Annotated in this window: 13 protein-coding genes and 1 pseudogene; 9 read left to right on the forward strand and 5 right to left on the reverse strand. The window is 59.1% G+C overall.

Annotated features, from left to right (window positions below; translation table 11 throughout):
- Positions 1-138: 138 nt before the first annotated feature.
- Together QSK43_RS19425 and QSK43_RS19430 are read right to left on the reverse strand one after the other, a co-directional pair.
- Positions 139-276, reverse strand: a complete 138-nt coding sequence (locus tag QSK43_RS19425; protein ID WP_332304822.1) for a hypothetical protein — start codon at positions 274-276, stop codon at positions 139-141.
- Entirely contained in the window at positions 269-2263 is a 1995-nt protein-coding gene (locus tag QSK43_RS19430) for a protein-L-isoaspartate(D-aspartate) O-methyltransferase (protein ID WP_332304823.1), read from the reverse strand. The genes QSK43_RS19425 and QSK43_RS19430 overlap by 8 nt, the downstream gene beginning before the upstream one ends.
- Before the next feature lie 382 nt (positions 2264-2645).
- On the opposite strand from QSK43_RS19430, the gene QSK43_RS19435 reads away from it, so the two are divergent.
- Positions 2646-3524 (forward strand): NmrA family NAD(P)-binding protein, encoded by an 879-nt coding sequence (locus tag QSK43_RS19435; protein WP_332304824.1) that lies wholly within the window; start codon positions 2646-2648, stop codon positions 3522-3524.
- Between the two features lie 197 nt (positions 3525-3721).
- On the opposite strand, the gene QSK43_RS19440 is transcribed toward QSK43_RS19435, so the two are convergent.
- Positions 3722-4186: a MarR family winged helix-turn-helix transcriptional regulator gene (locus tag QSK43_RS19440; protein WP_332304825.1), complete on the reverse strand. Its 465-nt coding sequence runs from the start codon at positions 4184-4186 to the stop codon at positions 3722-3724.
- A 29-nt stretch (positions 4187-4215) separates the two neighbouring features.
- Here QSK43_RS19440 and QSK43_RS19445 point away from each other — a divergent pair, with 29 nt between their 5' ends.
- Positions 4216-5121 carry a haloalkane dehalogenase gene (locus QSK43_RS19445; RefSeq protein ID WP_332304944.1) on the forward strand — a complete coding sequence of 302 codons (906 nt, stop codon included), beginning with the start codon at positions 4216-4218 and terminating at the stop codon, positions 5119-5121.
- Positions 5122-5756: 635 nt separating this feature from the next.
- On the opposite strand, the gene QSK43_RS19450 is transcribed toward QSK43_RS19445, so the two are convergent.
- Together QSK43_RS19450 and QSK43_RS27205 are read right to left on the reverse strand one after the other, a co-directional pair.
- Positions 5757-6047 carry an I78 family peptidase inhibitor gene (locus QSK43_RS19450; protein ID WP_332304826.1) on the reverse strand — a complete coding sequence of 97 codons (291 nt, stop codon included), beginning with the start codon at positions 6045-6047 and terminating at the stop codon, positions 5757-5759.
- 217 nt (positions 6048-6264) lie between these two features.
- A pseudogene (locus tag QSK43_RS27205) lies at positions 6265-6467 on the reverse strand (hypothetical protein); the annotation flags it as partial.
- 821 nt (positions 6468-7288) lie between these two features.
- Between QSK43_RS27205 and QSK43_RS19455 the strand changes: the two are divergent.
- From QSK43_RS19455 to QSK43_RS19485, 7 genes are all read left to right on the forward strand, one after another.
- The gene (locus tag QSK43_RS19455) at positions 7289-7867 is read left to right on the forward strand and encodes an RNA polymerase sigma factor (protein ID WP_332304827.1); all 579 of its coding nucleotides are present in this window, start codon (positions 7289-7291) and stop codon (positions 7865-7867) included.
- A gap of 105 nt (positions 7868-7972) precedes the next feature.
- A complete protein-coding gene (locus QSK43_RS19460; RefSeq protein ID WP_332304828.1) occupies positions 7973-8908 on the forward strand; it encodes a FecR family protein in 936 nt (311 codons plus the stop codon).
- Between the two features lie 243 nt (positions 8909-9151).
- A complete protein-coding gene (locus QSK43_RS19465; protein ID WP_332304829.1) occupies positions 9152-11521 on the forward strand; it encodes a TonB-dependent siderophore receptor in 2370 nt (789 codons plus the stop codon).
- Between the two features lie 58 nt (positions 11522-11579).
- Positions 11580-12557: an ABC transporter substrate-binding protein gene (locus tag QSK43_RS19470; RefSeq protein ID WP_332304830.1), complete on the forward strand. Its 978-nt coding sequence runs from the start codon at positions 11580-11582 to the stop codon at positions 12555-12557.
- Complete coding sequence (locus tag QSK43_RS19475; RefSeq protein WP_332304831.1) at positions 12554-13543, forward strand: FecCD family ABC transporter permease; 990 nt, start codon at positions 12554-12556, stop codon at positions 13541-13543. Before QSK43_RS19470 ends, QSK43_RS19475 begins: the two co-directional genes overlap by 4 nt.
- Before the next feature lie 95 nt (positions 13544-13638).
- Entirely contained in the window at positions 13639-14589 is a 951-nt protein-coding gene (locus QSK43_RS19480) for a FecCD family ABC transporter permease (RefSeq protein WP_332304832.1), read from the forward strand.
- Entirely contained in the window at positions 14589-15374 is a 786-nt protein-coding gene (locus QSK43_RS19485; protein WP_332304833.1) for an ABC transporter ATP-binding protein, read from the forward strand. The genes QSK43_RS19480 and QSK43_RS19485 overlap by 1 nt, the downstream gene beginning before the upstream one ends.
- Positions 15375-15385: the final 11 nt, after the last annotated feature.

The following is a 15385-nucleotide window of genomic DNA, read 5'->3' on the forward strand; positions in this document are numbered from 1 at the left end:
CATCCGCCGGGCGTTGAGGGGTTGCCGGGCCTGATGGAACGGATCCGCGGGTGCGGGATTCAACACCCGGAGGTTCCTTCGTGGGAGAGGTGATCATGGCCGCCCCGGCACATGATCGACCTCGCCGACCGGTTTCTCTTAGAGCGACAGGTAGAACACGACACCGGCGGCGTCGGTCCAAGGGTGGCACAACCCGTTCGGCCAGATGCCCTCGGCATGCATCCAGTCGAGCGTCTTCAAGACATAATCGACGTCGCAAAGCATCGCTCTATTCACCGAATGGATAGGTTTCCGGCATGCCACGATGATGCTCGGGTCCGAGGGGCGTCACCGCCTGGGTCTCGTCGAACCAGACATAGGCGTCGAATTGCTCGGGAAGGACTGCCTGGCTGTAGTGGCTCCACAACTCGGTGTCGGGCCGATAGATGACGCCGATGAAACGCTCGAGCCGCGGCTCCGAGAGGCGGCGTCTCAAAGGCTCATGCCTGCCAGGCGAGAGATCGAGGAGGAAGCGGGACTTCCCCGTCTCATGGCACAGACGCTCGTAGCTATCGCGGCGTGAGGGATTGACGCGCATGACCTGCATGTCGCCGTCCCAGCCGTTCGCAGCGGCCACCGTGCCGGTATGGGTTCCAAAACCAATGAGGGCCGCATCGCTTCCGAAAACCTCCTTGCAGAGCTGGCCGATGTTGAGTTCCTCACGCGTTGCGCCCATATCGGTATAGCGTGCGTTACCGATATGACTGTTGTGGGCCCAGACGATCGCCTTGGCATTCGGTCCCTTCGCGTCAAGCAGGTGCTGCAACGTTTCGAACATGTGGGTGTCGCGCAGGTTCCAGCTTTCCGCTCCACCATAATACATGATGCGATAATAGCGCTCCGCGGATGTTATCAGCCGAGCATTCTGGGCGGCATCGAGAAAGGCGTCGCCGTCGTTCTTCACATAGTCGAGCCGTTTGAGCAGCAGCGCCTGGCACTGCTCGATCACCGCCTGTTCGCATTGCGCATAACCGCGGCTGAGCGCCGCCCGGCCATAGGTCGCGGGGTTCTTCTGCCAGGGCGTCAGACAGCCGTAGCGCTCGCGCGCCACCGCCGCCGCCTGCGGATCGATCCGATCCAGATAATCAAGCACTGCACCGATCGAGCCGGACATATTGTAGATGTCGAGCCCATAGAAGCCAGCCCGATCTTCCATGGCGCCGAGACCCGCATTGTGCTCCCGCATCCATTCGGTCAGTGCCCGAACTTCCGTGTTACGCCACATCCAGGTCGGGAAGCGTCGGAACGGAGGCTCTTCACGTTCGGACCCGGGTCGGTGTCTGACGTATCGATCGACGCTCGCCGCATCCGGCCAATCCGCCTCGACTGCAACGATCGTATATCCCCGATGGATGATCAGGTGGCGCGTGATCGCGGCACGGGCGCGGTAAAATTCGGCCGTGCCGTGGCTCGCCTCCCCCAGCAAAACCACGCGTCGGTCGCCGAAGCGGTCGAACAGGCGGCCGAAGGCGGGGTCGTCGAAATCCGGCAGATCTTCCGCTCCTTCGGCGATCATCTCCGGCAGGCTCTGCTTGTGCGCGGCGCCGGTCCTGTGATTGCCCGCGACGCGCCGACCGTCCTCGGACCATCCATGCTCCCCAATCAACGGCACGAATATCACGGCTCCGAGGTTCGATGCCTCATAGCTGGTCACCGTGCGCCGGACGACCTTGCTGAGGGTCTGGCCGGACTCATTTCCTACAGGGATCACCAGTCGCCCGCCCACGGCAAGCTGCTCCTTCAGTGCCTGTGGCACTGCCGGGCCGCCTGCGGCCACCAGGATAGCGTCGAAGGGTGCTTGCTCGGGCAATCCGCGTGTACCGTCGCCGACAATCACCTCTATATTGCTGTAGCCGAGATCAGTCATGCGCTGTTTTGCGGATGCGGCCAGAACTTCATGCCTTTCGATTGCGTAGACGCACCCGGCAATCTGACCGGTCACCGCCGCCGCATAGCCGGAACCGGCGCCGACCTCGAGCACGCGGTCGCCCGGACGCACCTCCGCTGCCTCGATCATCGCAGCGACGATATAGGGCTGGGAGATGGTTTGTCCCGCCTCAATCGCCAGCGGCGTATCCTCATAGGCGAATTCTGCCATGCCTTGGGCAATGAAACGCTCTCTCGGGACGGCACGCATCGCATTGAGGACGCGCTCATCCCTTATTCCACGCCGCTTGATATGCACCTCGACCATGTGATCGCGCATGCGCTGGCTGTCGGCCATCCTGGCCTCCTTCCCTTCTGCCCTGGTTCTCGATCGTCCATTCAACCGTCAGAGCGGCGATCCAGTCACCCTCGACAGCTTATGCGATCGAGGTGACGGGCCGGGTATCAGCTTTGGCCGGGCTGTCATATCAAGGTCTCCGAACCAGACCCGACGCTCAAAGTTCCAAAACAATTGAAGTTCGGCCCCGACGAACCGGACCCAAGATTCGGACGGATCCGAAGGAATGTCGCCGCCGGGGGAACCAACCGGCCGTGTCCGATGTTCGTTTAAGATACAGACCATTTCAGCAAGTACTCCAGGAGGTAACACCCATGTCCCGGACCGCTGGTGATTTTATCGTCGCGCGTTTGCGTGCATGGGCGTAAAAACGGAGCCGACAATGCACATCATCATGGGCGGCACTGGACATGTTGGTTCGGCGATCGCCGTGAATCTGCTGGGCCGAGGTGAGGCGGTGGCAATCGTGACGCGTGATGCCGGACGAGCCGACGGGTGGCGCACGAAGGGCGCTGAGATCATCGAATTGAATGTGGAGGACACACCATCGCTGCGTGCGGCGTTTCAGCGCGCCAAACGCGCCTTCCTCCTCAACCCGCCGGCTGATACGAGTAATGACACGGACGTCGTCGAACGGCGCACAGTCGCCAGTATCCTCGCCGCCCTGGAGGAGTCGGGGCTGGAAAAGGTGGTCGCGGCGTCAACGGCCGGCGCACAGCCAGGAGAGCGCCTCGGGGATCTCAACGTCCTGTGGGAATTCGAGGAGGGCCTGCGCCAGCAGTCCATCCCGGCGGCGATCAACCGTGGTGTTTACTACATGAGCAACTGGGATGGTTTTCTCGATGTGATCCAGCGCGATGGCGTTCTGCCGACGATGTTTTCTGAGGATACGAGCATTCCGATGGTCGCGCCCGCCGACCTCGGCCAGGCCGCCGCCGAGCGACTATTGTCTTCGAGCGAAGACGTCGGCGTCTGGTACATTGAAGGACCCGAGCGTTATTCGCCGCGCGATGTGGCGGATGCTTTCGCAGCGGAGCTTGGGAGGTCTGTGAAACTGGCGATCACGCCACGAACCAAGTGGAAGCAGGCGTTTCTGGATCTGGGCTTCTCCGAGCCGGCTGCAGCGTCCTACGTACGGATGACCGAGATCAGCGTCGATGGCGGCTTTGATCTGGCTGACGACCCCTGGCGCGGTTCGACATCGCTGGAAAGCTACGTTCGTGATCTCGTCGCAAGGTCCGGAAAAGGCGATCGCGGCTAGGTGGCCTCTGAACATTAAAGGAGCACAGATACACGGCAGGTGGATCAAAGGGTGCACATTTGACCGATTGGCGCGTACCGGCAAGGTCGCAATCGGGGTAGGAACCTGAAGCCGGCGGACCTTCTGTACATTCCCACGGTGCCCCGCCCCAGCGATCGGGCCTCGTGTCGGATAATGAATCGGCCGCCTAGAACCATTCAGTTCTTGTCATCATTGCCCCTACCTTGCAGCTTGCCGAGAAGTGCTTGCAGAGCAGAACGCAACACCTCCAGGTCCCTTTCGCCAAGGAGTCGCGCCCACACTTCTTCCACGCGCTTGCCGGTGGCCATTGCGAGCGGACGTATCTGCTTTCCGCGTTCCGTAAGAAAAACCAGGCGTGCACGCTTGTCGGCTGGATGCGGCCGCCGCTCGACATAGCCTAGTTTCTCCAACTCCTCCACCGCCTGCGCCATCGATTGCTTGCGTACGCCCGCCTTCACCGTGAGTTCGGACACCTGAATGCCTTCGGGCGGCACAAAGCTGAAGACATTCGCGTGATGTAGGCGGATGTCGCCGAAACCCGACTGGTCCAGCGCCTCATCGACGGCCAAGGAAAAATGCTGGTGAGCAAGCCGCAGCAGGACGCCGAGCGATTGCGGAGCGGGAGCAGAGCCTATGGACATATTGACAGGTGCCTGTCTAACTAGTTTAGATAGACAGGCACCTTACTAAATCCGACGCAAGGAATAAAGCCATGCCTTCGCTGCAAGTTCTCAATTCCACGATGTTCTACCGCGAGTCCGGGACCGGCAACCCATTCGTGTTCCTACACGGCAACCCGACATCGTCCTATGTCTGGCGAAACGTCATTCCGCATATTGGATCGCCTGCCCGCAGCCTAGCTCCTGATCTCATCGGCATGGGTCAGTCCGGCAAGCCAGACATCACCTACCGCTTCTCCGATCATGCCGAATATCTCGACGCCTGGTTCGAAAAGTTGTCACTCGACCAAGCGATCCTCATCGGCCACGATTGGGGCGGCGCGCTCGCCATGGACTGGGCGGCTCGGCATCCGGAACGCGTCCGGGGCGTAGTCCTCATGGAGACGATCCTTCGACCGATGACTTGGAATGATTTTCCTGGCCCGCATCGGCTAAGATACGAGACGATCCGCGCCACCGGCAGCGGCGAAGCCAAGGTTCTCGATGAGAACTTCTTTATCGAGCAGGCGCTCTCGGTTACGATTCAGTCCGGCCTGAGCGCCGAGGATCACGACATCTACCGGCAGCCTTATTCCACCCGAGAAAGCAGGCGCCCCCTGCTCGCGTGGCCGAGAGAAATGCCGATAGAGGGCGAACCTGCCGATACGGTGAGACGCATCGAAGCCTACGACACTTGGCTGGCGAATTCACCGGAAACCCCCAAACTGCTGCTGACCTTCGACAACTCGGGTGGCGCCCTCATGATCGGACCGGAAATGTCAGGTTGGGCGCAAGGGAACATCTCCTCCCTGGAGGTGGAGGCATGCGGACCGGCTGCCCACATTTGCCCGGAAGATCAGCCAGAGATCATCGGCAAGGCCGTCGCTGCGTGGGCGGATCGTCATAAGCTGCGTTGACGTACGTCAGGATGCGGCCATCGCATTGGTGGGGGCCGCCGATATCATTGGGGCGGGAACGTCGGCAATGCGCTCATTTTGCACCACAGCACACTGGAACCGAATTTCCGGAACGGGTAGAGAGCGGCCGCTTGAGAAGGCGGGAAACTCTCTGCCCGCATGACTCAGATTCCGCGCTTGTAACGGGCGAGCAATTTTTGACCATCGGCTCGCAATTCGCGTTTTGGGGCCAACAAATCGGTAGAGCGTCTGTGCGGGCAAGATTTCCTTTAAATAACCTCCAGCCCGGGACGGCAAAAGCGAAGCATGGGCATCCGCGGAAATTTCATGTCGACCAGGACAGGATCGACGCCGGGTTCGAGACCCCCGGGATGAACGACCGATTTCATTCATGGTGGATGAGATGACGTGGCCGCCAAAGCATACGGGGATGTCGATATCCCTTTCGGCCGCGGGACCTACCGCGGTCTCTACGATCAGACCCAGGAACAATTTTCGTTCCCGTTTGGATCCAACGGCATTCATCACCCTCGCTCCAAACAGATTTCCCTCTGCGCACGCCACTATAGGGTTTTGACAGAAACTTGTAACCTGGCAGTAAATCTAGCGCCTGCACGGTCTATCTCTGAGGCGTCTCATCCGCACCTGGCTCCTACGACCCGACCGGACACAGGATCGGTCTCGATAGTGACCCGATCCTCTCTGAAGTCCTGGGTCACCATCTGGCCTGGCTCGATCTGGCGGACGATTTTCGAGTTCGTGATCCGCATGGCCTCCGCATCTGTCGGCTTTAACTTGCCAACAAGGCTTTGAACAGCGTCAGCGTTGCAGAGCCCTTTTGCCGGCGTTGTCGACGCATTATCGGCGGCGCATGAGGCCAACACTGCAATTGTGCTTACAACAAGAGCCTTGACGGGCTTGGGCATGCGATATCTCCTTCAGATTCATCTGTGATCATGACACGCTGTGCCGAATGCGACGCGACCAGCAAAATCAGCGTTTGCCCCAAGACCAGGGACAGCAGAACAGCCAGCTTCCACTATGATCAGGACAAGCCCTCATCCAACGTTGACTGTTCTCGTGAGGATGAATCAATTCTCCGAGAACCACAATGGTCGATCGCAGGGTCTCCAGGCGCGGCATTCAAGCTGGTTGGCACAAGTGTTGGGCACCGGTATGATCAGTCAATCCACCCCGCTTGACCATTAGTCGAAACAGGGAGCGCGCTGCAGTCTTGCGAGGAACGAGATGATATAGCTGACAAGCTTTGCGCCCCCTTCCCGGCGTTCCGGTGTGATCTTCCGGCTATGAAATGCTTCCAGTTCGGCACGACGCGCTACTGGCACCGCGCTGCCGGTTTCGCGATTGCGCCCACGCGCATGAACCAGGCTGTATGTTCAATCGGTTGTCAAAAGCGGCGCTTTGGCCGCCGATCGCGTTGAACGCTGACAAAATCTTGTTGCTGAAAGCCGTGACAGAACACCTGCCTCCGCGGGCCACACGGCAACAAGACCGTTCGCAAAAAGAACTATTGAGATTAGCACATCTTGACGGGATCCAGTGTGGGCAGCCTGCTGTCGACAGTTCCTCCACGAAATACAGTCAATCGTTTGGCTGGTGGTTCAGACTGATCGCAAAAAAGGGGCCCGTCGCCCCGCCAAGCGACAGGCCCCGATGCCGCGGCCTGTTTCAGGGGACGCGCGACGGGCGTCGTCTTAAAACCGTAGAAACCAGCCTACAACCCCCAAATTACCCGCCAACTTCAGAGGGCCTGGTTTTCAGGAATATTTCGATGATCAACTTCTCGCGATCAAAAAATAGAGGCCCGCAGACCTAGGGTGCTGCGGGCCTCTGTTGGGCCACTTGGCGGAGCGACCACGCGCAAGGTGGCCTCCGGCGCATGAACGTCAGATGAATAAGCGTCTCCCCCGGACGGCAATAAACAACCCGTAAAAATCAGGGGAACATTGTAGCGATCGTCTGACACACAGGAGCCAAGCATCGGAGCGACCTGAGCAGGTTCACGTCTCAACGGTTCAATTTCGTTCAGTGAGCCGGGAGTTGAGTAATTTCATAACGCCCGGCCGGCTCCCGGCGCGATGCCAAGCCCGGCTGTGATGTTCGAGGGAACGTGAAACTTGAAATACCCGCCCGTTCGCTCTAATGAATGGCAAAGGTCGGCATCGGTCATAACTCGGTGGTACAGGCAGTTCAGGAAATGACGGATTTGGTGCTCTCGGACGGCAATGACCCCCAGCGGCTCCTCGCGGGTGTCATTGAGCGATGTTACGGAGAGCTGCGGCGCTATGCCCGACGGAGGGTCGGCGACGATACGGTGGCGGAAGAGCTTGTCCAGGAAGCTTGTCTACGGCTGGTGACGACTGGCGACGACCTGCCCTTCAATCCACGGGCTTATCTCTACCGCATATTGTCTAATCTCGTTACTGATCACCATCGCCGTCGAGTGCGCCTTCAAAAAAGTTTCATCGACGCTGACACCGTGGATGCTGCCGATGACCGGCCGGATGCGGAGCGGGAGGTCATTGGCCGGCAGCGATTGGCAATTCTCGCGCAGGCGGTTGCGGAACTTCCACCACGATGCCGCGAATGCTTCGTTCTTCGGCGATTTGAAGGGTTGTCCCACGCCGAGATCGCCGATCGGATGGGGATCAGCGCCAGTGCTGTGGAGAAGCATCTGGCAGCGGCAACTATCCACTGCGCCCGGCGCGTGAAGGCGAATGACTAATTTTGCACCCAACCTGGGGTTAGCCTCTTCCAGAACGTCTTCTGTTTTGGTTGGACTTACTCATTGTCTCATTGTCTCGGGGCGTTACAAGGCGAACCCTTGTTCATGACGGATTTTAACGACAAGGATATTCTGGAACAGGCCGCCGGATGGTTCTTTCGGCACGATGGCGGCCCTCTGTCGGCAGAGGATGAGGTGGCATTCCATGCCTGGCTTGCAGCCTCTGATCGGCACCGCGATGCCTATGCGGAAATTGCCGGCACCTGGCAAGAACTTGGTTCGATGCAGCCGTCCCCGGCCGTTCTGGCGCCACCGCCTGCGCGTGGTTTCCTTCGACCGATTGCGGCCGGGTTCACGTTTCTCTGTCTACTTGGCCTCGGGAGTTACGCCCTTGATTTCCCATCGAGAATGTTTGCCGATGGCTACACGGCAGTTGGAGAATTCCAGGTCCTGACTTTGCCGGACGGCTCAACAGCCGAAATGAACAGCGGCACAGCTATTGCAATCGCATACTCTTCTGGTGAGCGCAGGATCCACCTTAAAAGGGGTGAGGCCGTGTTCACCGTGGCTTCCGATTCGAACCGACCCTTCATTGTGGAGTCTCAGGGAGGCGAGGCAACCGCGCTCGGCACGGTATATGGCGTTCGAAACGATGACCGCGGCAGCGTCGTGACGGTAATCGAAAGCCATGTTTCCGTTTCGGGTAACCCTGCCGGAGCATCCCTCGAACTCGGCCCCGATGAACGTGTCCGGTACGAAGATGGAAACCTTGGCGCCATCGAGAAAGTGGACGCGGCATCCGAAACGGCATGGAGACGGAGGAAACTGATCTTCGTCGACCAGCCGCTCGGCGAGGTTATCGATGAACTAAACCGCTATCATAACGGGGTGATAAGGATCGTCGATCAGTCGATCAGAGCGCGACGCGTAAGCGGCGTCTTTGAGACCAGCGACATCGTCAAGGTCATCGATGCACTGGAAAAATCCTTTGGATTCAATGACACCAGACTGGGAAGTCTCCTGATCCTGATCCATCGCTAATTTTTCTAAAATTTCTTGATTTTCTTACTCCGGTTTTTCTCTGGGCAAACGTCATAAACGGCGAAATCATCTGATTGCCTGTTTGTCAGGGGTCAGAGATGTGTCCAGGGGGTCTAAATGAGTTCTCACTTTGCGGCGTCTCACCGCTCCACGCGCAGGCTGGTGGTTTTTCTTGCGACGACGGTATGTTTTCCCGTTCTGACGGTTCCTTTCGTCGACGTCGCCGCTGCTCAGGAGCGAGCCGTGACGGTGCGCTACGAAATCGCGGCCGGGCCTCTGCCTCAGGCATTAAACCGCTTTGCAGACGCGACCGGTTTGCAGCTTATCTATGATGCTGCGGCCACGCGGTCATTGCGGACAGGTGGCTTTCGAGGAGACGGCGCAGCGCCGGAGGTGATCGCCAGGCTGTTATCGGGGACTGGCCTAACCTGGCGGTTCACCAGCAGAAACAGCGTTACGATCATCAGTCCATCGGCGACGGCAGGCGGCGCGGCAGGCTCTGACGACGCCACGGTCCTCCAGACCATCATTCTAAGCGGCGGCCAGTCGAGTGAGGATTCCTACAGTCTGGCTTCCGGTACCACGGGCACCCGCATCTCCGCCGACATTCAGAAGACACCACGTTCGGTAAACGTCGTGACACAGCGACAGATGATCGACCGGGGGGTCTCCGATCTCGAAGAAGCAATCGCCTACTCGCCCGGTGTCGCCACCGGACTCTACGGTAACGACAATCGCTACGACCAATACGTGATACGCGGTTTTGAAACCCAGAATGTTGGCACCTATCGAGATGGCATGCCGTTACGCACATTCGGCTGGGCAGCATGGCGGACTGAACCTTTTGGATTAGAGCGCCTCGATATTCTCCGAGGACCGACCTCCGATCTTTATGGGTCCAACGAGCCCGGGGGCCTGGTCAATGCCGTGACCAAACGTCCGAGCTTCGAGCCAAGCAGTACGGTCTTTGGCCGTCTTTCCAGCTATGGAGGAACGGAAGCCGGCATCGACAGCACCGGCCCGATCGGTGATGATTTCGCCTATCGGTTCATAGGTGTGGCCAACCGGTCAGGCACTAATTATGATGAAGTCGACCAAGGACGGTTCTACGTGGCGCCGTCATTGACGTGGAAGCCGGAAGACACCACCAGCCTCACTCTTTTCGCAGAAATTCAAAGGGACGATGTCGGAGACAGCTGGTCGGTCGTGCCGGAATACGGATCGCTGCGCCACAACCCCCTTGGCCATTTTTCGCCGGACACCTACACCGGACTTGCAGGCCACAACTCCGTCAAAACCAGGCAGACCACCATCGGCTATGAATTTGAACATGAGTTCGAAACGGGCATCACCTTCCACAGCAAAGCGCGATATGCGGAAAACGACTGGCGGATGCGAACCGCGGTTCCGGCCGCTTTCGTCTCGCTGCCTGCACTGTTTGGTGTGCCTGGAGCAGATCCGAGTGCGGTTGACACCGCATTGCTCAGCAAGTTCGATCTCGAACAGAACGCCTACCAGGCGAGTTTCGATAATAGTCTGTCTTACGAATTCGAGTCCGGAGACTTGAGCGGCACTGTCGTGGCAGGCTTCGACCATTATCTTGCCCGTTCCGATGTGGATTATGCCCAGGGTTATCTTGGAGAGATGAACCTCTTCACGGGTGATCTGACAAACTTCCTGTCCGGTGCGCTTCCCGCCCATCTGCCTGCCGTTTTGAACAATGACATCGATCAGACTGGTGTGTATCTGACGAGCCGGAGTGAGTTCGAAAACCTCGTTTTCAGTGGCGGCATCCGGCATGACTGGGTCAAGAGCTCGACAGAAACGAGCGCCGGAAAGATCGCATCTGAAGGTCAGGTAACCTCCGGCAGTTTCGGCATTGCCTGGAATTTTGATGATGCATGGACCGTCTATGGCAACGGTGCCTACTCCTTCAACGTTCCTCCCGCCGGGATTACGGCGAGCGGCGCAGCGCTTGAGATGGAGAAATCCCGCGCCTACGAAATTGGCCTGCGTTACAAGCTGCCGGAAGACCGCGGTCACTTTAACGTGGCCCTGTTCGACACAACAAAGCTGAACGCGACCTACAACGACCCGTCCGACCTGACCGGAATAACAAAGATCCAGGCAGGCAAGGTTCGCTCTATGGGCCTCGACGTCGACGCGCTTCTTGAGCTCGACCACGGCTTCACGGTTCTCGGCTCCTACACGTATGTGGATGCCGAGGTGACGAAGGATCCGACGCTGCAGGGCAACAGGCCTGCAAGGGCGCCTGTCCACTCGGCCTCCGCCTGGGTCAAATATGATGTGCAGATGCCTGCGCTTGAGGGTCTCAGCCTTGGAGCCGGGGTCCGGCATGTTGGCTCATATTTTTCGGATGCGGCCAACGCCTATCATATCAGCTCCGCCAACCTTCTCGATGCATCAATCAGCTACCAGCGGGACGACTGGAGTCTCGTTCTGGCAGCGCGCAACCTCGCCAACAGGGAGTACGAGGCCGAATGCAATACCGCGACATTCGCTGCGGCGGTAGGCGCACTGGCGGACTATGCCGGCAGCTGCACTTACAACGAGGGGCGTCGCGTAATGCTTACCGCGTCGCGCAAATTCTGAACCAATGCATCCAGCGACGCGAAGGCACCGCCGGGTGTCAGATTATTCGGGGCACCCGATGCAGGTTTTGAGAAGATTGATAGTCCTGTCGACGTTGTTATTGACCGTGAGCAACGCGTGCGCGGAAGATTTCCCACGCAGGATCGAGCATCGCTACGGGTCTACGGTCGTGACAGCGAAGCCGGTTCGAGTGGTCACACTCAGCTACATCGGGCACGATTTCGCGCTGGCATTGGGGGTCAAGCCGGCAGGCTTGCGCTACTGGTACGGAAATAATCCGAAGGGTGTCTGGCCCTGGGCGGAGAAAGCTCTTGGAGACGACCTTCCGGTTGTTTTGAGTGGGCATCTCGATCTCGAACGTATTGCCGCGCTGCACCCCGACCTCATTGAGGGCATGTGGTCAGGCATGACCGAAGCTGAATACCGATTCCTGTCGAGAATTGCGCCCACGTTGCCACCGGCGGCCGGCGGCGGGGATTACGACATGCCCTGGCAGGAGATGACCAGAGTTTTCGGTTACGCGACGGGTCGCGAAACGGCCGCAAAGGAGATCATCGATCGACTGGAGGGGAAGTTTGCGGCCGTCCGGGCGGCACATCCGGACTGGCATACGAAGACAGCGGTGATGGCGTCTATACGAGGGCCGGAAACCTTTACGTCGCGCGATGTCAGAAGTCGCTTCCTTGCCGCCCTTGGCTTCAGAACGCCAGGCGCGGTCGATGCGCTGGCGGCGGGGCGGAGTTTCTATGTGCGCTTATCTCCTGAAGATCTTACCCCGATCGACACTGACGTATTGATCTGGCTGAACTCCCAGAAGGGGCGTCCCGAATTCGCAAGCCAGCCGCTTTATCCCTTTCTGCGAGCTGTCAGGACCGGACATGAGGTCCATGCTAATGTTCTGCTTTCTGCAGCGCTTTCGCATTCCAGTCCGCTCAGCCTCGACTACGCGCTTTCGAGCCTCGTTCCGGAGCTTGAGAAGGTGCTGGCGACTACTTCGCCCGCAAAAGCTGCTGGCGCCGGGGGCCAAAACCCATGAAGAGCCGGCCGCTGTTACTCCTCGGGTTGCCCATTTTCCTGATATTGATCGGACTGGCACTCTCACTCGGCCCTCGACCTGTCGCGTTCAGAGAGCTGTGGAACGCACTTGTTGCCACGGATCTCAACCGGCCTGAAGATGTTGTCATATGGTCGTTGCGACTGCCGCGGCTGGTGGCAGCCCTATTGTGCGGCGCGGCCCTCGGAGCGGCTGGCTCCATCATGCAGACAGTTACCCGAAACCCGTTGGCAGACCCTGGGCTGCTCGGAATCAATGCCGGAGCGGCTTTCGGTGTGGTCATCTTCATTGCCGTTGCCGGCGATGCAATAACACTGGCGAGATCGGTGGCCGCCATGGCCGGCGCAACCTCGGGCGCCCTGGCTGTTCTGGCGCTTGGAGCCTTTGCAGGCAGCAGGCCGCACCCGATACGTCTGCTTCTCGCAGGTGCTGCCGTCAGCGCGTTCTTCCTGGCGATTGTGCGTGGCTTCCTTTTGCTGAGCCAGCAAGCTCTCGACACCTATCGTTTCTGGGTCATGGGCGGGCTTGACGGGATATCCCTGGCAGCCATCGGGACGTTGTCACCACTGTTCGCCGCAGGCGTTGTCCTCGCGGCGGCCGCCGGATTGATGCTGAACGCCTATGTGCTCGGCGAGGATCTCGCCAGGTCGCTTGGCGTCGATATCCGGCTCGCCTACGTGCTTGGACTTGCCGCCGCCGTTTGTCTCTGCTCGGCCGTTGTCTCGCTGGCAGGTCCTATCGGCTTTGTCGGACTGATCGCGCCACATCTTGCCGCGGGGCTGGTCGCCGGGGACGAGCGTATCCGGCTATTAGTGTCGGCCGTTCTGGGTGCCACCATCCTCCTGGCTGCTGATATCGCTGGACGCCTGCTGTTCACCGGCACCGGCATGCAGGCGGGGGTTATGGTCGCCGTGATCGGAGCACCTGCTCTGGTTCTGGCAATCCGCAGTGGGCGGGTAGGCGTATGACAAGACCGATTTCCACGGCGTGGCGATGCGGTGCGTTTTCCGGGAGGGGCGCCCCCCAGACGCTTGTCTTCACCGTGCTCACGCTTGCAATCCTGATGGCTGTCTCCGGGCTTGCCCTGTACTTTGGAAACTATCCGCTGACCGCTGCGGAAATATCGGCCATTCTCTTTCAGCGCGCGAATGAAACCCCCGATATCGTCATCTGGTATCATCGTCTGCCGCGCCTTCTGGTCGGCATCGGTGCCGGTGCGGCTTTTGGCATCTCCGGGGCACTGATCCAGGACATGCTACGCAATCCGTTGGCCTCTCCAGACATCATCGGATTTAGTTCCGGTGCTGCGACCGGAGCGCTTTTCACCGTTATGCTGACCGGAAGTAGTTTCTGGGTCCTGCCAGGAGCGATGGTCGGCGGCGTGTTGTCCGCAGCGCTCGTTCTGCTGCTGGCCTGGAACAAGGGGCTGTCGTCAGCGCGTCTCGTACTTACTGGTATGGCGCTGAGCCTCTTCCTCATGGCTCTCGTCGACATCATGATGGCGCAGCTGGATCTTCTGACTGCCGCAGATATCATGAAATGGCTCGTCGGGGCGTTTTCCAGTCCGGAATGGAATGACGTAGCCCTGATCTTTGGCGCATTGATCACGCTTGGGCCGTTCGCGCTATGGCAGGGATTTGCACTGAAGAGGCTGGCACTTGGCGATGATATTGCCACAGGTTTGGGGCTCAACGTCTCGACAGTCCGTTTTAAAATCCTCTTTCTGTCTGTTGGCCTGACAGCATGCGCCGTCAGCGTTGCTGGACCACTGCCATTCGTCGCCTTCGCAGCCAACCCGATCGCCCGCAGGCTTTCATCCGTTCTCAGTGGGCGTGATGGTTCACAGATTTTGGGAGCAGCTGCGGTTGGAGCCTGCCTGACCGTCGTGGCCGACCTTGTCTGCCGTTCTCTTCCTATTGGGGCCGATCTTCCAACCGGGGTCTTTACCGCAATGATCGGGGCCCCCCTGTTGGTGTGGCGACTTACCCACGAAATCCGCAAGGGAGTGATTTGATGAAAACGGCCACCTTTCCACTGTCAGCTGGAGGCCTGACACTTACGCGGCCGGTCGGCCCCGTGCTCGACAAGCTCGGCATTGCTGTCCCGAGGGGAAAGATCAGTGTCATCATCGGTCCCAACGCCTGTGGGAAGTCAACATTGCTGCGTTGCCTCGCCCGACTTTTACGTCCGGATGAGGGGGAGGTTTTACTTGAAGGAGACCCCATCGATCGCCAGAATTCGAAACAGGTCGCAAGGCAACTGGCGATCCTGCCGCAAAATTCGGCCGTCCCGGAATATCTACGGGTGTTCGATCTGGTCGCGCGGGGCAGAACTCCATGGCAATCACCTTTGTCACAATGGTCCCGCGCCGATGCGCTGGCAGTCGAGCGCGCCCTGGCCTTGGCCGGTGTGGAGGCATACTCACTGCGACCCCTGTCGGAACTGTCCGGAGGACAGCGTCAGCGAGCTTTCATTGCAATGATTTTAGCGCAGGACGCGCCAATCCTCCTGCTCGATGAGCCAACGACTTTTCTGGATCTGCGCCATCAGATTGAGCTTCTGGAACTGGTGCGAAAGCTGAATCGGGAGAGTGGCAAAACGGTCGTCATGGTTCTCCACGACATCAACCTTACAGCTCGGTTCGCCGATCATGTATTTGCGCTCAAGGACGGGAAAGTACACCGCGAGGGCACGCCTGACGATGTGGTAACAGAGGCGACGATGCGGCAGATTTTTGCGCTGAATTGTCTGGTCATACCCGATCCGCTGCACGGTTGTCCGCACGTGATCCCGCGGTGACGAGTGAAAAA

It is taken from the genome of Rhizobium sp. GR12 (assembly GCF_036596185.1).
Classification (GTDB): domain Bacteria; phylum Pseudomonadota; class Alphaproteobacteria; order Rhizobiales; family Rhizobiaceae; genus Agrobacterium; species Agrobacterium nepotum.